This window comes from Pseudoalteromonas sp. Angola-4 (genome assembly GCF_028599265.1).
GTDB classification, from domain to species: domain Bacteria; phylum Pseudomonadota; class Gammaproteobacteria; order Enterobacterales; family Alteromonadaceae; genus Pseudoalteromonas; species Pseudoalteromonas atlantica.
In genome coordinates this window covers 15148-33526 of record NZ_JAQREK010000021.1, presented here as the reverse complement: position 1 = coordinate 33526, position 18379 = coordinate 15148, and the positions used below count along the sequence as shown (strand labels likewise).

15 protein-coding genes are annotated in these 18379 nt (G+C 41.8%); 5 read left to right on the top strand and 10 right to left on the bottom strand.

The window, feature by feature from the left end; all coding sequences use genetic code 11:
• Nucleotides 1-45: 45 nt before the first annotated feature.
• The gene (locus PSH48_RS18275) at nucleotides 46-2463 is read right to left on the bottom strand and encodes a TonB-dependent receptor (protein ID WP_273612054.1); all 2418 of its coding nucleotides are present in this window, start codon (nucleotides 2461-2463) and stop codon (nucleotides 46-48) included.
• Nucleotides 2464-2869: 406 nt separating this feature from the next.
• On the opposite strand from PSH48_RS18275, the gene PSH48_RS18270 reads away from it, so the two are divergent.
• Both PSH48_RS18270 and PSH48_RS18265 read left to right on the top strand, forming a co-directional pair.
• Nucleotides 2870-3964: an NADH:flavin oxidoreductase/NADH oxidase gene (locus tag PSH48_RS18270; protein WP_273612053.1), complete on the top strand. Its 1095-nt coding sequence runs from the start codon at nucleotides 2870-2872 to the stop codon at nucleotides 3962-3964.
• A 79-nt stretch (nucleotides 3965-4043) separates the two neighbouring features.
• On the top strand, nucleotides 4044-5222 hold the full coding sequence (locus PSH48_RS18265; protein WP_024032731.1) for an MFS transporter: 1179 nt from the start codon (nucleotides 4044-4046) through the stop codon (nucleotides 5220-5222).
• Between the two features lie 75 nt (nucleotides 5223-5297).
• Here PSH48_RS18265 and PSH48_RS18260 read toward each other — a convergent pair whose 3' ends face one another.
• From PSH48_RS18260 to PSH48_RS18245, 4 genes are all read right to left on the bottom strand, one after another.
• A complete protein-coding gene (locus tag PSH48_RS18260; RefSeq protein ID WP_273612052.1) occupies nucleotides 5298-6155 on the bottom strand; it encodes an EamA family transporter in 858 nt (285 codons plus the stop codon).
• Nucleotides 6156-6374: 219 nt separating this feature from the next.
• Nucleotides 6375-7124: a FadR/GntR family transcriptional regulator gene (locus PSH48_RS18255; protein WP_004587131.1), complete on the bottom strand. Its 750-nt coding sequence runs from the start codon at nucleotides 7122-7124 to the stop codon at nucleotides 6375-6377.
• Nucleotides 7125-7636: 512 nt separating this feature from the next.
• Nucleotides 7637-8638 (bottom strand): Gfo/Idh/MocA family protein, encoded by a 1002-nt coding sequence (locus PSH48_RS18250; protein ID WP_273612051.1) that lies wholly within the window; start codon nucleotides 8636-8638, stop codon nucleotides 7637-7639.
• 31 nt (nucleotides 8639-8669) lie between these two features.
• Nucleotides 8670-9677: an AraC family transcriptional regulator gene (locus tag PSH48_RS18245; RefSeq protein WP_273612050.1), complete on the bottom strand. Its 1008-nt coding sequence runs from the start codon at nucleotides 9675-9677 to the stop codon at nucleotides 8670-8672.
• Nucleotides 9678-9853: 176 nt separating this feature from the next.
• Here PSH48_RS18245 and PSH48_RS18240 point away from each other — a divergent pair, with 176 nt between their 5' ends.
• A complete protein-coding gene (locus PSH48_RS18240) occupies nucleotides 9854-11464 on the top strand; it encodes a GMC family oxidoreductase (RefSeq protein ID WP_273612049.1) in 1611 nt (536 codons plus the stop codon).
• Here PSH48_RS18240 and PSH48_RS18235 read toward each other — a convergent pair.
• The 3 genes from PSH48_RS18235 to PSH48_RS18225 form a co-directional block, all read right to left on the bottom strand.
• Complete coding sequence (locus tag PSH48_RS18235) at nucleotides 11459-12283, bottom strand: class I SAM-dependent methyltransferase (protein ID WP_096042841.1); 825 nt, start codon at nucleotides 12281-12283, stop codon at nucleotides 11459-11461. The genes PSH48_RS18240 and PSH48_RS18235 overlap by 6 nt on opposite strands.
• 3 nt (nucleotides 12284-12286) lie before the next feature.
• Nucleotides 12287-12685 carry a hypothetical protein gene (locus PSH48_RS18230; RefSeq protein WP_029774450.1) on the bottom strand — a complete coding sequence of 133 codons (399 nt, stop codon included), beginning with the start codon at nucleotides 12683-12685 and terminating at the stop codon, nucleotides 12287-12289.
• Between the two features lie 67 nt (nucleotides 12686-12752).
• Nucleotides 12753-13172, bottom strand: a complete 420-nt coding sequence (locus tag PSH48_RS18225) for a DUF3429 domain-containing protein (protein WP_054981772.1) — start codon at nucleotides 13170-13172, stop codon at nucleotides 12753-12755.
• Nucleotides 13173-13426: 254 nt separating this feature from the next.
• Here PSH48_RS18225 and ahpC point away from each other — a divergent pair, with 254 nt between their 5' ends.
• Complete coding sequence (gene ahpC, locus PSH48_RS18220; RefSeq protein ID WP_004587118.1) at nucleotides 13427-13996, top strand: alkyl hydroperoxide reductase subunit C; 570 nt, start codon at nucleotides 13427-13429, stop codon at nucleotides 13994-13996.
• A 156-nt stretch (nucleotides 13997-14152) separates the two neighbouring features.
• The gene (ahpF, locus tag PSH48_RS18215; RefSeq protein ID WP_273612048.1) at nucleotides 14153-15736 is read left to right on the top strand and encodes an alkyl hydroperoxide reductase subunit F; all 1584 of its coding nucleotides are present in this window, start codon (nucleotides 14153-14155) and stop codon (nucleotides 15734-15736) included.
• Between the two features lie 209 nt (nucleotides 15737-15945).
• Here ahpF and PSH48_RS18210 read toward each other — a convergent pair whose 3' ends face one another.
• On the bottom strand, nucleotides 15946-17967 hold the full coding sequence (locus PSH48_RS18210) for a hybrid sensor histidine kinase/response regulator (protein ID WP_273612047.1): 2022 nt from the start codon (nucleotides 17965-17967) through the stop codon (nucleotides 15946-15948).
• 180 nt (nucleotides 17968-18147) lie between these two features.
• Entirely contained in the window at nucleotides 18148-18369 is a 222-nt protein-coding gene (locus tag PSH48_RS18205) for a hypothetical protein (RefSeq protein WP_055014458.1), read from the bottom strand.
• Between the last annotated feature and the right edge of the window lie 10 nt (nucleotides 18370-18379).

Sequence of the window (18379 nt, the reverse complement as noted above, 5' to 3'; positions counted from 1 at the left end):
CAAATAAATTTGAGCCTTAAAACATTGTTTAAAAGTGACTATAAATTATATTTCAAATTTGTAGTTAAATTTAACGCCTACCGTAAGTGGGCGATTTATATAGTGGCCGTAGTTACGTTGTATGTCGGCGCCATTTGCTGATGTTATGTCTGCATCTGAACGACGTACTGATGTAAATGCATATTTGTTGAATAGGTTATCAACATAAAGAGTTGTTGACCACTCATCGGCTGTTAACTTAGCAGAAATATTACTTAAGCTGTAACCTGGCAGGGTTTCACCGTTGTCATGCAAACCTACTTTTGAAATTACATCACTTTGTGCGGTTAAACCGTAGTTAATATCAAGGGTTTTATCGCTAAATACATCTGTTTGGTAGTTTACACCCATTGAGAACTGATGCTCTGGCGAGCCCGGTAAGCGGTCGCCGTCTTCTGCGCCATCGGTGCCATCAGCATTAAATAAAAATGGGGCGTCTGAGGTTAGCTCTGCTTTAGTGTATGCGTATGTTGCGTACACGGTAAACGAGTCAGATAAAATAGCACGGGTAGATAGCTCAATACCTTTTGCGTTGGCAGAGCCTGCGTTAGATAAGTACGGTAATTGGCCTACATCTGTTGCGCCTGCAATTTGCGCATCTTCCCAATCTACATTAAATAAAGCGGCGTTAAAGTGTAATTGGCTTCTAAACCAGGTGCTTTTAAGGCCTAGCTCGTAGTTTGTTGTGGTATCTGCATCAAAAAGCCTTTCGTCAGCGTTACCACACCCTGTTTGCTGGTTTTCAGGGATAGGATCAGGGCAAACAGCTAGAAGGTTGGAACCGCCAATTCTAAAGCCTTCACTTACTGTTACATAACCCATTACTGAATTAGTAAACTGGTATTTAGCATTAAATTTGAATAAGTTACCGTTATCGCCTGCTTCGTCTTTTTCGTAAGCAACGGTGATTGCATCAGGGTCTGCATCGCCATAAAGTGTATTTGCAAGCGGGAAGTCAAATGCTGCTTGCGCCTCTACATCGTATTCGTAAAAACGTGCACCAATGGTAATATCTAATTTTTCGGTAACTTGGTAGCCAACTTCGCCGAATAGCGCAGACTCAGTGACTTTACTTTTTGTAAGCTCTAAGTATTCTAATGAGTCAGGTCTTAGCTGAGCGCCACCAAAGTTATCGATAGCGAATTGGTCAAACCCAGGCGTAAACTCTCTACTTGATGCTTCGGTTTCTGTTTTGTTGTAAAAGCCACCCACAATCCAGTTAAAGTCGCTGTCGCTTTGAGACACTAAGCGAATTTCTTGAGTGAAGGTATCTTCTTCGTCAATTTCACGTGTGTATGATGAAAACGCAGGGAACTCTTCATAACCGTAATCTAGGCGGATAAGTAAATCGGTTTGGTCACGTTGGCCGTCAGCATCAAAGCTTGAGATACCGGTTGCCGATACAAGTTCTGCAAAACCTAGGTCGGCTTTTAGCTCAAGGCTTAGTAGTTGATCTTCTTTTTCGCGCGGCTCTTCATAACGATAAGCCGACTCGTATTTACCTACAATATCGCTTAAACCGTTATCATCGTTTAGGCTGTTGTAATGAACAATTGAACGGCCTTCGCTGTCTTGGTTTTGGTAAAAGTAATTAAGTGTCCCTTCAAATGTTTCGCTTGGTTTCCAACGTACAGAAATACGGCCTGTGGTAGTTGTTTCGCCGTTAGCATCTTCAACATTTTTAATATTGTTGTTTACTTCGTCGGCGTTGCTCCAATCAGGGTCCGGTAACGATACACCTGGCTCACGCACTGTGTAAGCATAATCAATAAAGCCTGGGTCTTCGTATACGTTTAAGCTTGCACGTACTGCAAGTTCATCTTCAATAAGTGGCAGGTTTACTATAAAGCCGCCTTCGCCGCCTAACGAGTCACTTTCTTGGGTTTGAAACATATCGCCAAATATTTCTACTGTTGTAAAATCAAGCTCTGGCTCTTTAAGCATGTAACGAATTGCGCCGCCTAAAGTACCCGCACCATAAAGGGTACCTTGTGGCCCAATAAGTACTTCTACGCGCTCTATGTCGACTAAACGCATATCAACTGACACTGGAATTTCGTTAACGTATGTGGCTACGGTGCCGCCGTCTGATGATGGACCCGACGAGTTAGTGTTTAAACCACGTACTATAATTGGTGAGCCTGAGCGACCACCTTGATCGGTAATTGTTAAACCAGGTACCCAACGCGCTACATCGGCTAATTCGCCAATGTTTTGATCTTTCATTACATCGGCATCAAGTGCGGTAATGTTTAGCGGTGCATTTTGTACAGATCCGCTGCGTCTTGTTGCTGTAACTTCGATTACTTCGAGTGATTTGTTTTTAGCGGTGGTTTCTTGTTGTGCCACAGCCGAGTTAGAAAATAAAAATGCGCCAGATACAGCGCTCGAAACAGCCAAGGTTAGCAAGCTTGGTTTAAACATAAAAAGTGATCCCCAGATTCAAAATTTAACACCAGTTAATATAAGTTAATCAGTTTATCAGGGAGTTAAAGTGGTGGGAATATTAAAATTGAATTTTAATTCACTTTTTTGGAATAAATATAGCTGGTTGCACAACAAAAAATTATATAAATATGTATAACATCCAAGTAATTGGCTAATTAAGGTACAAAGAAGCATATTTTACTCGTTGAGCAAATGTAAATAGCCATTCATTTTAGTGAATGTATTAATACGGTTAAAAAACCTATAAGACCCTGTTGAATGTTTTGCTCAACGATATTTATTCTCGTTTTGACACTATAAAAGTGAAGTTTGATCCCCATTAACCCTTCATACCGTAAGCTATAGCATTTCGTACTAAAGTACGCGTATTTAAGGAATATTTATGAGCCAATTATTCTCACCTTTAAAGCTCGGTGAACTCACTTTAGACAACCGCATTATTATTGCGCCTATGTGCCAGTACTCAGCAAACCAGGGGTCTGCCAGTGATTGGCACACTATTCATTTAGGGCAATTGAGCTTAAGTGGTGCAGGGCTATTAATTTTAGAGGCCACCGCGGTAAGCCCAGAGGGGCGCATTAGTTACGCCGATTTAGGGCTTTGGAATAACGAAACCCAGCAAGCACTGGGCAAAAGCTTAAAAGCGCTTAGGCAATACAGTCCTATGCCTATTGGCATTCAGCTTGCGCATGCAGGGCGAAAAGCATCTACTGAAAAACCATGGGATGGCGGTGGTGCAATTGCACCTAGCGATGAAAACGGCTGGCAAACACTTGCGCCTTCTGCCATAGCCTACGATGACAATGCCTACCAACCAAAGGCTATGACAAAATCGGATATAACCCAGCTAATAAACGATTTCGTCAGTGCAGCAAAACGCGCTGATGAGCTAGGGCTTGATTTAATTGAGCTACATGGTGCGCATGGTTATTTGTTACACCAGTTTTTATCGCCTCTTTCAAACAAGCGTGATGATGAATACGGGGGCAGTTTGCAAAACCGTATGCGCCTTGTGCTTGAGGTGTTTAAAGCAGTAAGAGCTGAATTTGCAAGCCATAAACCGGTAGGCATTCGTATCTCTGCTACTGATTGGGTAGAAGGTGGCTGGGATTTAGCACAATCTATTGAGCTTGCTAAAGCGTTAGATAAGCTTGGCTGCGATTTTATTCACGTAAGTACAGCAGGGCTAAGCCCAGAGCAACAAATACCGGTTAAACCTAACTTTCAGGTACCATTTGCAACCGCTATTAAAGAGGTAGTAAGTATGCCGGTAATAGCCGTAGGTTTAATCACTGAGCCACAACAAGGCGAAGATATTATTAGCGAGCAGCAAGCCGATGGCGTAGCACTAGCGCGAGGTATTTTGTATAACCCGCATTGGCCTTGGCATGCTGCAGCGCAGCTTGGTGCAACCGTTAATGCGCCTAAGCAGTACTTGCGATCTAGCCCACATGGGCAGCCTTCACCTATTAAGTAACCCACATTTTTACATTTACCATGGCTACCCACTGCATTTATATGCAGTGGGTTTTATTATTTATTAATTAGAGTTATTTATGAACCAATCACGTGCACAGCCAGTGCAAATAAGTAATACCTTAGTGAGCATTATTGCTCTGTGCTGTGGCCTTATTGTGGCAAATATTTATTATGCCCAACCTATTATTGAGTTATTAGCGCCCGATGTGGGTTTAAGTGCGCACAGCGCCAGTTTTATTGTTTCGCTTACACAAATTGGCTATGCAATGGGACTGTTTTTTTTAGTGCCATTGGCTGATTTAGTCGAAAACAAACGCTTAATGCTCATTACCTTAGCCATAACATTTTTAAGTTTAATAGGCGCAGGCTTAGCGCAAAGCCCAAGTGTAATGTTGCTATTATGCTTATTGGTGGGGGCGAGCTCTGTATCGGTGCAAGTATTAATACCGCTTGCTGCGCATTTATCGTCAGATGAAAAACGCGGGCAAGTACTGGGCAATATAATGGCGGGGTTGTTACTGGGTATTTTATTAGCCAGGCCAGTTGCAAGCTTGATAGCCGATCATTTTGGTTGGCGAGCCGTATTTTACTTTGCCGCAGGCTGTATGGCATTTATAGCCAGTGTTATATATTTTGCAATACCGAGCAGACAACCGGCACACAATACAACGTACTTTAAGTTATTAAAATCGCTTAAGCAGCTAATAATACAGCAGCCAGTGCTGCGTCAGCGGGCATTGTATCAGGCGCTTATGTTTGCCTCTTTTAGCTTATTTTGGACCAGCGTACCGGTTGTATTAGCCAGAGAATATGGTTTATCGCAATCGCAAATCGCCTTATTTGCTTTAGTAGGCGCAGCTGGTGCTATTGCAGCCCCTATTGTTGGGCGTTTAGCCGACAAAGGTTACACGCATCAGTTATCGTTACTTGCCAAAGTGATTGCTGCTGCGTGCTTTTTACCCAGTATATTTGAGCTTCCGCACGGTATTATTATTTTAGCGCTTACGGGCATGTTTATTGATTTTGCTGTGCAGGCAAATATGGTGCTGGGTCAGCGGGTGGTATATTCATTAGAGCCGCAAAGCCGAGCTCGCTTAAATGCCATATACATGACCAGTATTTTTGTTGGCGGAGCGCTTGGCTCGTTAATGGCAAGCCCACTCTACGAAGCTGGTGGCTGGGAAAGCGTGGCGTTAGTGGCAGCGGGTATGCCAGTTATATCACTAGTCGGCTATTTAATGACAAGTAAAAAGTAGCGCGATACAAGTTATAGCGAATTTTGTTATTTAAAAGGCCAGCGCAGTTATGTGCTGGCCTTTTTATAGAGGCGATTATTGTTTTTTAACATTCGAAAATGAGCTACCCACCGAGGCTATAATCACCAATAAAATAGCCAACCATTGCCACAAAGTTAATAACTCGCCAAGTATAATAAACCCAGCAAGGGCGGCAAACGCAGGCTCTAAACTTAGCATAATACTAAACCCTTGAGCGGGCATATTACGCAGTGCAACCATTTCAAGTGTATAGGGCAGTGCGCTTGATAAAATAGCAATGCCAATGCCCAGCGGTATAACACTCCATGTAAATGCACTGCTTTGTAATATGCCGCCATAAGGTACAAGTACAATGGCTGCTACGGTCATGCCGAGTGCGACCGTTGCGCCGCCTGAGCTTTGTGTGCCGGTTTTTTTGCCAAATAAAATATAGGCTGCCCAGCAAGCACCGGCACCTAGAGCGAGTATTACGCCAATTGGGTCTAGGCTTTCTTGGCTGCTCATATCGGGCAGTAACAGTAAAATACCCGCAATTGCACACGCCACCCAAAATAAGTCGCGCTTAGCGCGTGAGCTAAATAACGCCACCGCTAATGGGCCGGTAAATTCAAGCGCCACACCAATTCCTAAAGGGATACGTTCAATAGCGTAATAAAATAAAATGTTCATTCCGCCTAGGCTTAAACCGTATACCACAATTGATAACCGATTCCCCTTAGCTGGTAGGTGTTTCCACGGTTTAAATATTAAACACAAAATAAGTGCAGAAAAGCCAAGCCTAAGTGCAGTAGTGCCTTCGGGGCCAATAACAGGAAATAACTGCTTAGCAAATGAGGCGCCAGATTGAATTGTGATCATTGCTAAAATAACGCACACAAGCGCGAGCAAAAAGTCTTTAGTGGATGATTGCATTGTTTTCCTTGGTAACAATCGTCTAGTTTTGCGCAGTGTATCTGTTTTTTATTGGCTAAGTAATAGCTTGTATGGCATACACATTAAATTTGGGAGGGAGTGACTAATATGTGCGATGAATTAGCGTAGCTGATTATGCATAACTAAAGGCAAACGCTGAGTGCCTCAAAATAAAAAAGCCAGCGAATAGATCGTTGGCTTATAAACGTTTAGGTCGTTTTAGTGTGTTTTGCTAGCACTTTTAACTAGGCCATCTAAAGAATAAAGGCCACGTTTTTCATCATTTTTACGTTTGATTTCTTCAAGCGCACGCGCTTCTACAGCGTCAAATAATGCATTAATTAAACGGTTAAAGTGTTTATGCATTGCGGTACGTGCGGCGCTTGCGTCGTGTGTTTGCAGCGCATTATAAATAGCGGTGTGCTCATCCATTACGCAATCGTTATTGTTTTTACACACACTGCCATAATCAGCCACAATTTGTGAATTGTTTAAACGTAAATCCCATAAATTTGCCACTGCATACTCAAGGGCTTTGTTACGTGTAGCACGCGCTATAATTTCGTGAAACTCGCGGTCTGCTTGTTCTACATATAAGCCTTTTTCCATGGCTATTAGCGTTTGCTTTAATTGAGCTAGTTCTTCATCGGTGATTGATTGTGCGGCAAGTGCGGCTATTTCACCTTCAATGAGTGCGCGAGCTTGTGTTAGCTCAAAAGCGCTGATCTCTTTTGTTTTTACAGATGTTTCTTGTTGTTCTATTACATAAACGCCTGAGCCGGTTTTAACCTCTACGCGGCCTCGTACTTCTAATGCAATAATAGCTTCACGAATTGTTGGGCGGCTTACGTCAAACATGTCGGCAAGTTCTCGCTCTGGTGGTAAACGACTCCCAGCAGAAAACTCTCCTTGGTTTATCAAAGCTTCAACTTTATCAACAATGCGCCAAAATAAGCGACGGTTTCCCATATTCTACCTTTATTACCTTAAGGAATAGCGGCTAATAGGCTCAAATAGCCTAAACCTACTGTTATTAGCAGAGGTTACCCCAAAATTCACTATTATGTCAAAATTCTAAAGTGATGTAACGGTCATATAATATTATAAATGGGTGTTAACCTATTTATGTTACCAATTTAGTATAAATTTTAATAATTGGCTAGCTTGATTGGTCATGTTTTTGTGTGCTAAGTTAACTTTGCTCATTTATATAAGCGTGCTTAGAGCAAGCTAATTTTAATGGATTGAAATGTGTGCAATCTAGGCGCGGGTTAATGGTGGTGAGAGGTGAGTAACCTAGTTCGCCTAATAACTGGCGCTGCCTTGGTTAAATGGTGAGTAGATTTATGCAAATTAAACCATTAAAAATCTACACGCTTTAATAAAGAGCCTGTGTAATTTAGCTGTACCTAATAAAAAATAAGTAAGCGCATAATTACAACTAGGCTCTTGCCTTGATTGCCCACGGATGGGGGTCAACTTTAGTCCGCTGCTGCGTTTTTATCATTAGGGTAAACTACCCCAAGCTGCTTTCTTGCGGTATCAAGTACGTTCATTACGTCGCGGGCAAGCTGATGTGTATTAACATCTGACTCTAGTTTTTGCGCGTTTATGGTTTGCATAAAGTGCGCAACTTCGTATTTCATAAAGTGCTCATCAAATTTATCAGAAATAACCTCAACCTCCCCGTTATTGGCAACAAACTCTATGTGTTTTAACTGCGACACGGCATGTATTCGTAAGCGTCCGCGCTCACCTTGTATTTCGGTGATGTTATCGCCTTGAGAAATTTTAGAGTAGCTAATAACGGCTTGTTTATCATCGTAATTTAATAATACGTCGCCTGCACCATCTACGCCTGTATCTAATAGTACCCCACTGGCACTCACGCGCTGTGGAGCGCCCCAAAGTGCTATAAGTAGGTAAAGCGGATACACACCTAAATCGAGCAAAGCGCCATTGGCAAATTCCGGTAAAAAGGTATTTGGGCGTTCGCCGTTTTTGTATTTATCGTAGCGTGATGAGTACTGACTGTATTGGCCAATAAACTTACGGGGTTTACCAATTTTACTCAGCGCATTTTTAAGTCGCGCAAAGTTTGGCAAATGCGTGGTCATCATTGCTTCCATGTAAAGGCGTTTATTGACATTAGCTGCAGTTAAAATAGCATTTAGCTCTTGGCTATTAGCGGCTGAAGGTTTTTCGCCTAGTACATGTTTGCCTGCTTCAAGGCACATTACTGCATATTGCTTGTGTAGGCTATTTGGCGCTGCAATATACACCGCATCAACATCGGGGTCTTGGCATACCTGCTCAATTGAGGTGAAAATTTTTACATCGGTATTGGGGTAATTAGATAAAAAGGCTTCGCCGCTTGATTGCTTGCGTGAGCACACACCGTATAAATTAAATGCAGGTAACGTATTTGCTGCGCTTAGTAGGGTATCACTAATAAAATTTGTACCGACAATGACAAAGTTCATGCCTGCTCCTTAGCTTAAATAATAAGAGCCGTTACTTTAACATTTTTTTTGCCCTGTATGCGCGTGGAGAATACCCAAACCAGCGTTTAACACTTGCGCATAAGGTTGCCTGTTCGTGATAGCCTAAAAGCATTGAAATAGTGCTGATAGAGTATTGTTTTTGAAGCAAGTAATGCGCCGCTAGCGCCCGGCGTGTGGTGTCTTTAAGTTTTACAAAGCTGGTGTTATGTTTAGCCAATTCACGGTGCAAGGTACGCGGGTGCATATTAAGTGCCTCGGCAATAGTTTGGTTTGAACACTGATAAATAGGCAGCATTGGCCTTATTAGTGCGCTTACTTGGGCAGGTAATGACTGACTATGTTCGTTGCGTTTAGCTAAAAAATTAAAGGCCGCGTCGGTTTTATTAAGGTTATTGTGGTTAAGCTTTATCGATAAGTCGGCTTTGTTTATTACAATGCCCGCACTGTTGCGGTGCTCTATTACTTTACAGCCAAAATAGGTTTTGTATGCGAGTGTATTAGTTGCCAGCTTTTGCGGTAAAAACACAGTGCGAGGCTTGCACTGATTATTACTTAATTTTTTAATTATGCTCATGGCTAAGCCAAGCGTGAGCTCTATGGCTTGGTTTATTTGTGGTAGGGGCTTTAGGTTAAATTCAAACGATAAAAATAAGCTCTCGTCATTATCTAATGAGTGCGTTGTTAAGCACAATGCGGGGCTGTGTAAGTGTAAATATTTAACCACCCAGCTAAGCGCTTCTTCTAAATTAGTCCCACTTTTAGCGGCTATGGCTATGTGGCCTAAAATATCAAAGTTTTGTTTATTTGCTAATTTAAGCCCAAAGCTTGGGCAGTTAAGCGTGTGGCTGCAGTACTCTAATAAATTTGCATAGCTCAAATAGGGTAAATATTGGTTTTCAAGGTTATTAAAGTCGACATTGACCTTACAGGTTTTCATTACGCTTGCTGGGTCTGCGCCAAGTTCTTTAATTAACGAGTCTATTGAATATAAAGAGGTGGCACGTATTGGGCTGCTCATACACTGGCGCTGTAAATTAAAGAAGGTGTCTAAAAATATCAAGTTTTTAGGATTTAATCTATGCACTATAGAGCGAATAGCTTGCTGCAATAAAACTGCTTATTTACAACTGCATGGATGCACAAAGCAGAAGCAGCTACCAATAAGAACTAAATAGTGATGATGCAAAGGCACCTATGAGTAACCACACGTTTGATTATATTATTATTGGCGCAGGCAGTGCAGGTTGTGTGCTGGCAGCGCGTTTATCAGAAGATCAGCATATAAGTGTGTGCCTAATAGAGTCGGGCGGTAGCGATAAGAGCGCTTTAATACAAATGCCTGCGGGTATTGCGGCCAGTGTGCCATATGGAATAAATAGTTGGCATTACAACACGGTACCGCAAAAGGCGCTTAATAACCGATGTGGCTTTGTGCCGCGGGGTAAAGTGCTTGGTGGGTCAAGCTCTACTAATGCCATGGTGTATATACGCGGTAATAACTACGATTACGATAACTGGGCACAAAATGGCAACCTTGGGTGGGACTACAAAAGTTTATTACCCTATTTTATAAAAGCCGAAAACAATAAAACGTTTAATAACGCGTTACATGGCACAAAAGGGCCATTGCATGTGCAAGAGCTGACTAAGCCAAGTGCGCTAAACTCTTGCTTTTTAAAAGCGTGTGTTGAGCAAGGAATACAGTTAAATGACGATATAAATGGCGCTGAGCAACATGGAGCACGGCTTTCGCAGGTTACGCAACATAATGGTGAGCGCTGTAGTGCTGCAAAAGCGTATTTAACACCGCACTTAAACAGGCCTAACCTTAGCGTGTTTACCCACAGCCACGTTAATAAAATTATAATCAAAAATAAGGTTGCCCACGGCGTAGAGCTTGAGCACGGCGGTAAAATTATTACATTAATGGCCAAAAAGGAGGTGCTTTTAAGCGCCGGTGCAATTAACTCTCCGCAAGTGTTAATGCTTTCAGGAATTGGCCCTAAAGCGCATTTAGCAGCGCATAACATACCACTGGAACATGCACTGGAAGGAGTAGGGGGTAATTTGCAAGATCACTTAACCGTGGTGCCTTTGTGTAAAGCAAATACAGCAAAAGGCACCTTTGGGGTAAGTGTAAAAGGCGCTGCAAGTATTATTAAAGGGTGTGCGCAGTGGTTTAGTAAACGCAGCGGAATATTAACCAGTAATTTTGCTGAGTCACATGCGTTTATTAATGTGTTGGATAATTCGCCTGCGCCGGATATTCAACTTGAGTTTGTAATTGGGTTGGTGGACGATCATAGTCGCAAAGTTCACCTTGGCCATGGCTATAGTATTCACAGTAGTATTATGCGCCCCAAAAGCCGAGGGACAATAAGGCTTGCCAATAGCAATCCACGCAGTGCGCCGCTTATCGACCCTAATTATTTAAGCCACCCTGATGATTTATCGCTTATGCTTGCAGGGCTTAAAAAAGCGCTGCGTATTATGCAAAGCCACGCCTTTGATAAAATTCGTGGCAACATGGTTTACCCGCTTGATGTAAATAACGACGACCAGCTTATTGAGTTTATTCGCCAAACTGCCGATACCGAATATCACCCTGTGGGCACCTGTAAAATGGGCACCGACAATATGGCGGTGGTTAATAGCAAACTACAAGTACACGGGATACGCAGCTTAAGGGTTATTGATGCCTCAATTATGCCTACCATAGTAACAGGTAACACAAACGCACCTGTTATTGCCATTGCTGAAAAGGCCGCTGATTTAATTAAATTGAGCTATAAAGCAGGGTTATAAGGTGCGGTTGTAAAAGTCAGTAAGCCACGCCTGCCAGTCATCTTCTAACTTTAGCATTTGTTGGTGCTTTTTAGCGTTAAGGTGTTTGTTTTCATCTTCGGTGGCAATAAAAGGGCCTACCCGACAAAGCGAGCAATGATTTTCATCTAAATACGCAGGCTTTGTAAGGTGAGTGCTTAGTTCGTCAGATTGCGCCAAGATTGCTTTAGGCGTAAACACATAAGTGATGCCACTGGTGTCTTTTACGTGTTTGTCACGGTCTACGTTTCTTATTTTGTAACCATCAAACTGGTTAATATCAAAAGGCATTTGGCCCGCGTATTTAGCCTCAAGGCCATTACTTAAGCTGCCTTCAATATTCCACTCGCGATAGGGTTTTACATCTTTTGAGGTTATGTAGCAAAGCATAGGGCCGCTTTTGTCGAGTGCGTATTTGTTAGCGTATTTAATAAATTGATGTAGTAACGCGCGATTAAGCACGTTCATGCTGGTTTTTTGAGTGTTGCTTTCAAATGCTTCGCGCCCTACAAAGGCTGGAATAAGCGGAAACTGAAAAATAACCACATCAAAGCTGTGCTGGTGCGCAGCTAATTTTTGCCAACATAAAGGGTCCGTTACATCAAAGCAATTAATAACCTCAACATGACACTTTTTTAAACTACTTAGCGCATTGTGCTGGTATTTTTGCTCTATGGTTTTGGCGCTATCATAAGTAGATGCGACTAACTTTGCCGGTTTTATATGATTAACCACCGCATTAGAGAACGATAGATCGCCATCGCCTACGGTGAGAATTCGCCAATTAGGATTTAAATACATAACTTAATTAGATTTGTGAGTGTTTTGATCTGCACTTTGAGTATTTTGCGCTGTATTAGCACCATGCAAACGATGAAACGCAAGGCGTGTTTTAAGCCCTTCAATGGCTATTTGTTTTAAAATTAAATTAAAGGTAATTAAAATAGCAAACACAATATGAATAGGGCCATGTGTAAAACCCGCCTCTGGGTTATAAAGCGTAAGCCCAAACAACATAAATAACACCACTAACAGTATTTCTATTAATTGGTTTGAGTAAAAGCTGAGCCGGCCTTCATTTTTGTGATCTTTTTTAATACTAATAGCGCAAAAAAACGGAATAACTTTAATTTTAAAAGCGGCGTTTTTTTCTACGTAGTTTTCGCCAAGCTCGTTAAGCTGCTGGCGTAATGTATCAATCATGGTGCGTCCTTAAATAGCAGTGCGCGGATGTTACACTATTACGCCTAGTAGGTTAAGCAGCGCAAGGTTATTTTGGGTAAAGGCTCATACCAATGGTGAGTATGTGACACACAAATACCACTGAGGTAAGAATAAAGCGCATTTTTTGATAATCGCGATGGTAGGTTTGCCATTGTGGTGTGGCTTTTTCAAAGATAAGAACTAACCAAAAACTAGCCCCTAACCAAGCAAGCGCCCACTCCAGCGGAATAAACGATAAAAATGGTACGGGTATAACAGGCACAACCGCTTTAATTGCATCGCTGTAGCTTTGCATCCCAGCGCGCCATAAATTGCCCGCCATAAATGCCAGTATGGCAATGCTGTAAAAAGTAAAAAACTCCAAGTTAACGCTATTACTGCCAAACATAAGCGGCCACGCTACACAGCCCAAAAAGGGTAGTAACCCCAAATAGCCAAGTTGAATATGATTAACAAATTTTTCCATTACAGCATGCCTTATGTTGTGTGTTTTTTAGCGCGGCTATTGTAGCAGTATTCTTAGCACTTACAGGTAATAAATCGTTTACGAATAGAAGAGCTAGAGAGTTCAATCTTAAAAATCGATTGTTTTAATCTAAACAATCAATTTTATTTAGTTTACCAATGGGCTTATTGTATTAATCAAGCCAACGCGAAAGGCCACACATTTTGGCTGCGTTGAGTAACTTTAAAACACTTTAAATATAAATGAGGAATACTATGAGCACTTCATTGATCAACACAAAAATTCAACCTTTTAACGCAACTGCATACCACAATGGTGACTTTGTAGAAGTGTCTGAAAAAGACGTACTAGGTAAGTGGTCAATCTTCTTCTTTTACCCTGCAGATTTCACGTTTGTATGTCCGACTGAGCTTGGCGATGTTGCTGATTACTACGAGCAGCTACAAGAAATGGGTGTAGAAGTTTACTCAGTATCAACTGATACTCACTTCACGCATAAAGCATGGCATGACACGTCAGACACTATTGGTAAAATTAAATTTCCAATGATTGGCGACCCAACTGGCCGTATTACTCGCAGCTTTGGCGTTATGATTGAAGATGACGGCCTAGCACTTCGCGGTACTTTTGTAATGAACCCAGAGGGCGAAATCAAAGTAATCGAAACGCATGACCTAGGTATTGGCCGTAGCGCTAAAGAGTTAGTACGTAAAGTTCAAGCTGCACAATACATTGCAACTCACGACGGTGAAGTTTGCCCTGCATCTTGGCAGCCAGGTGAAGACACACTTGCTCCTTCACTAGACCTAGTTGGTAAAATCTAAATACAGGTTTACCCACTTTTATGAGGGCAGGTAACTGCCCTTAAACCAACATCATTTCGTTTGTTGGTGCCTCCTATCTCAACTCGGACTCATTAGCACATGCATTAGTTGGCATGGGAGGCTTGCTGTTTAAATTTTCCTAAAAAGGGTTAAGCCATGTTAGATAACAACATTAAAAATCAATTAAAAAGCCATTTTGAATCGCTTACTCAACCTGTTGAGCTGCTTATTGCCTTGGATGACAGCAAAAAATCAGCAGAAGTAGAAAGCTTAGCAAACGATTTAGCCTCGCTAAGCGATAAGTTTACGGTAGTGAGCAACCCTGATACCAGCGCACGTCGCCCGTCTATGGTTGTACATTCACCGGTTAAAAATACCCACATTACGTTTGCTGGCGTACCTATGGGTCACGAATTTACAAGTTTAGTGTTAGCGCTTTTACACACTGGCGGACACGCAAGTAAAGCAAAAAGCGAAGACATTGAACAAATAGAATCACTCAATCAAGAACTTAATTTTGAAGTATACATAAGCTTAAGTTGCCAAACATGCCCGCAAGTAGTGCAGGCGCTAAATACAATGGCAGCAACAAATAGCAAAATTAAAGCAACAATGATTGACGGCGCACTCTTTCAAGACGAAGTAGAAGAGCGCAATATTTTAGCAGTACCCGCTGTGTACTTAAATGGCGAACCGTTTAGCCAAGGTGCATTAAGCCTGACCGACATTTTAAATAAAGTAGACACTAAAGGCGCGGCTAAACAAGCTGCAGCATTAAGCGAAAAAGACGAGTTTGATGTGTTAGTAGTAGGTGGCGGACCTGCGGGTGCCTCAGCCGCTATTTATTCTGCTCGTAAAGGGTTAAACACCGGTATAGTTGCCGATAGATTTGGTGGCCAAGTTGCCGATACGTTGGCTATCGAAAACTTTATTTCGATTAAAGCCACTGAAGGTCCAAAGCTTGTTGCTCAGCTTGAAGAGCATGTTAAAGAATACGATGTAGATGTAATGCATAACCAACGCGCAGCAGGGCTTGGTCGCGGTAGTAATGGTTATGAAATTACCCTTGAAAACGGGGCTACTTTAAAAGCTAAATCGCTTGTTTTAGCAACCGGTGCACGCTGGCGTGAAATGAACGTACCTGGTGAGCAAGAATATCGCGGCCATGGCGTAGCTTACTGCCCACACTGTGATGGTCCGCTATTTAAGGGTAAGCCTGTTGCCGTTATTGGTGGTGGTAACTCGGGTATAGAGGCGGCTATCGACTTAGCTAACATTGTAGAACATGTAACGGTACTTGAGTTTGCTGACACGCTGCGCGCTGACGAAGTACTTATCCGCAAAGCGAATAGCTTAAGCAACATCACTATTATTAAAAATGCGCAAACCACTGAAGTAGTAGGTGATGGTAAAAAAGTAATCGGACTTAATTACACTGACCGTGTAACAGGTGAGGAAAAATCATTAGCACTTGCAGGTATTTTTGTACAAATAGGTTTGATCCCTAATACCGAATGGTTAAAAGAGAGCGACCTTACACTAAGCAAGTTTGGCGAGATAGAAATTGACGCTAAAGGCGCAACCTCATTACCGGGCGTTTACGGTGCGGGTGACGCGACAAATACGCCGTTTAAGCAAATCATTATTGCAATGGGTAGTGGTGCAACAGCAAGCTTAGGGGCGTTTGATTACTTAATTCGCCATAGCGAGCAAAGCAACCAAGACCAAAATGCAGCTTAATAGGCAAACCTTCTCTTGATGTAACAGCAATAGGTACACCCAAAAGCTGTTTGTTAACCCAAGCCGCCCTCTCCAAAGGCGGCTTTTTTAATGCTTATAGCAATGCGCTTAATTATGTATTGGCATTGGTATTATTCTCCCCAACTGCACTGAATCAGAGTTACTGCGGTTTGAGTGAGAATGCACTGAACTACTTGTTATTTAGCGTGCTATGCAAGCTTTTCGGTATGTTCGAGCGCGTTAGAAAGCGCTTTTTCTATGTGCGGAAGCTTAAACGGCTTAGAGACAAACATATCCATGCCTGCTTGCTGGCAAGCTAGTTTATCTTGCGACGATGTATTAGCAGTTAGCGCTACAATGTAGGTGCTTTCGCTAGGGCAAATACGTTGCGCTCTCAGCGTTTTAGTGGCTTCAAAACCATCCAGGATTGGCATAATGCAATCCATAAAAATAAGGTCGTAATGCTTTTGCTTACACTTAAAAATAGCGTCTTGGCCATCAATGGCGCAGTCGGCTTTTACGTTTAACTTATCAAGAGAGGCATCAAGCACACGGCGGTTTATATCGTTGTCATCAACAATAAGTACACTGAGCGAGTGGCTGTTTAACTCAATTTTTGATTGAATGTCGTCTATTATTTGCTCTTTACCAAGCTCTAGCGGAATATTAATACTAAACGTTGAGCCTTTTTGTAGTTCACTCGTCACCTTTATTGTGCCGCCCATGTATTCTACAAGCTCTTTTATAATTGCTAGGCCAAGCCCTGTGCCCCCTTTATTATTTTTAGCGTCAACCTCTTGTGTAAACGGCGAAAATAAAGACTCTAAAAAGGCAGGGGTCATTCCGCGACCAGTGTCAGAAACAGTGATACCAAGAGATAACGCATCGTTATTATTTATGAGGTGTGTTTTAAGTTTTACATGGCCTTGCTCGGTAAATTTTAATGCGTTACTTAATAAGTTAGAGGTAATTTGGCTAAGGCGTGTACTGTCGCAAAAGGCCCAGCAGCTATCATCAATTGTATTATCTATGATTAATTCAACATGGGTTTCTTTAAATAACGGGGTATATAAAGAGGCTAAATCACTAAATATGGTTTTAAGCAGTACGTCGGTTGGCTCTAGTTTTAATTCACCATGATTAATTTTAGAAAAATCGAGTACTTCGTTGATAATGTTTAGTAAAATATCAGCGCTGCGTAGCGCTATTTTTATTTTTTCGTCTCGTTTTTCAGTGTCTTTTTCATCTATTAGGGTGGTGAGCATGCCGGTTATGCCATTTAGGGGGGTGCGTAACTCGTGGCTAATTTTAGCAAATAGCATACTTCTATCTTCTAACATATGCTCTGCTTCGGCTTTTTTCTTTTTTAGCGCTTCTCTAAGTAAGATTGATTCGGTAATGTCTTGAAATGTACCAAATAGCCTTATGCAATTACCTTCGTGAAACTCGGCTTCTCCAAAAGTCGAAATCCAAATTTCTTGGTTTTGTGCAGTGATAACCTCAAGCTCTAAATCCCACTTTTCACCTTTGTTTATGGCGTTTTCTACTGCTTGGTCTATGGCTTCTCTGCTGGCGCCCTCTTTGTAAAACTCAATCGCGTTATCAACTATTGGCTGATAGTCATCGGCTACCTGATGAATGCGTTTAGTTTGATTACTCCAATAAACTTTGTTCTCGATTAAATCGACCTCCCAAGTGCCGATATTCGCGATGTTTTCGAGCTTTGACAGGGTGTAGCTATTTTTTAAAAGTTGCTCTTTGGTGTCTATTTTTGCAAATTCAGATCCTAACCACTGAGCAAATAGCTCAATGTAATCGTAGGCTTCGTCGCTAAATGCAGGTGACTCGTTAGGCGATGAAAAGTTAACAGTGCCAAAGGTTTTATCGGCTACTTTTATAGGTGCGCCAATGTAGGACTCAAGTTGAAAATTTATGTAACAAGGGTGAGTTGCAATCGTACTTTGTGAGGCTTTATGAAATGAAAGCGCCGAGCCCGCAGATAACGTATGGACGCAATAGGTGCCATCTAGCTCAAATTGTGTACCGGGTAATAAGGCGTTATCGGGTGTTAGAGCATGTAATACTGTGTACGTATTAGCATCAATTTTACTAATTATTGCTACATCAAGGCTGAACACTTCTAGGCCAAACGCGAGTAGGTTTTTAATTTTAGAATTAAAATCCAGAGTTTGGTCTGAGACTATATCGTGAAAACGCCTTAAAAAGTTCACCGCAATTACCTTAATTGTATTTTATATCGTTATGCGTATCGGCAGATAGGCACATTTATTTATATGTTTTTAACAGTTTATACCAACAGGCGTAAACCGTTGAGCAATATATTGAGTAATGGGTGTTAGGCTATCAACACGCGAACTTAATTGTTTTGCTCAATTAGCAAACTTTTCCCATTAATAGGTAGAATTAGGCGTGTATTCTGGGTTTATGTCGCCGCCTACTTCTTCTGGGTCTACATCGTTTATAAGTAACACTTCGCGCACGGCTTCAATATGATCAAGCACTGTTTGATAGCGCTCGCCATATTCGTACTTTGTTACTTCAATTGCTTGCGGCATGTAAGTAAATGCAATTTTTAGTGCGTGTAACGCCTCTGGATTGATTTTATCGCTCATAAATTTCTCT

Excerpts from the sequence above, each read along its gene's own strand:
- PSH48_RS18275 (WP_273612054.1), bottom strand. The coding sequence starts at position 2,463 with ATGTTTAAACCAAGCTTGCTAACCTTGGCTGTTTCGAGCGCTGTATCT.
- PSH48_RS18270 (WP_273612053.1), top strand. The coding sequence starts at position 2,870 with ATGAGCCAATTATTCTCACCTTTAAAGCTCGGTGAACTCACTTTAGAC.
- PSH48_RS18265 (WP_024032731.1), top strand. The coding sequence starts at position 4,044 with ATGAACCAATCACGTGCACAGCCAGTGCAAATAAGTAATACCTTAGTG.
- PSH48_RS18260 (WP_273612052.1), bottom strand. The coding sequence starts at position 6,155 with ATGCAATCATCCACTAAAGACTTTTTGCTCGCGCTTGTGTGCGTTATT.
- PSH48_RS18255 (WP_004587131.1), bottom strand. The coding sequence starts at position 7,124 with ATGGGAAACCGTCGCTTATTTTGGCGCATTGTTGATAAAGTTGAAGCT.
- PSH48_RS18250 (WP_273612051.1), bottom strand. The coding sequence starts at position 8,638 with ATGAACTTTGTCATTGTCGGTACAAATTTTATTAGTGATACCCTACTA.
- PSH48_RS18245 (WP_273612050.1), bottom strand. The coding sequence starts at position 9,677 with ATGAGCAGCCCAATACGTGCCACCTCTTTATATTCAATAGACTCGTTA.
- PSH48_RS18240 (WP_273612049.1), top strand. The coding sequence starts at position 9,854 with ATGAGTAACCACACGTTTGATTATATTATTATTGGCGCAGGCAGTGCA.
- PSH48_RS18235 (WP_096042841.1), bottom strand. The coding sequence starts at position 12,283 with ATGTATTTAAATCCTAATTGGCGAATTCTCACCGTAGGCGATGGCGAT.
- PSH48_RS18230 (WP_029774450.1), bottom strand. The coding sequence starts at position 12,685 with ATGATTGATACATTACGCCAGCAGCTTAACGAGCTTGGCGAAAACTAC.
- PSH48_RS18225 (WP_054981772.1), bottom strand. The coding sequence starts at position 13,172 with ATGGAAAAATTTGTTAATCATATTCAACTTGGCTATTTGGGGTTACTA.
- ahpC (WP_004587118.1), top strand. The coding sequence starts at position 13,427 with ATGAGCACTTCATTGATCAACACAAAAATTCAACCTTTTAACGCAACT.
- ahpF (WP_273612048.1), top strand. The coding sequence starts at position 14,153 with ATGTTAGATAACAACATTAAAAATCAATTAAAAAGCCATTTTGAATCG.
- PSH48_RS18205 (WP_055014458.1), bottom strand. The coding sequence starts at position 18,369 with ATGAGCGATAAAATCAATCCAGAGGCGTTACACGCACTAAAAATTGCA.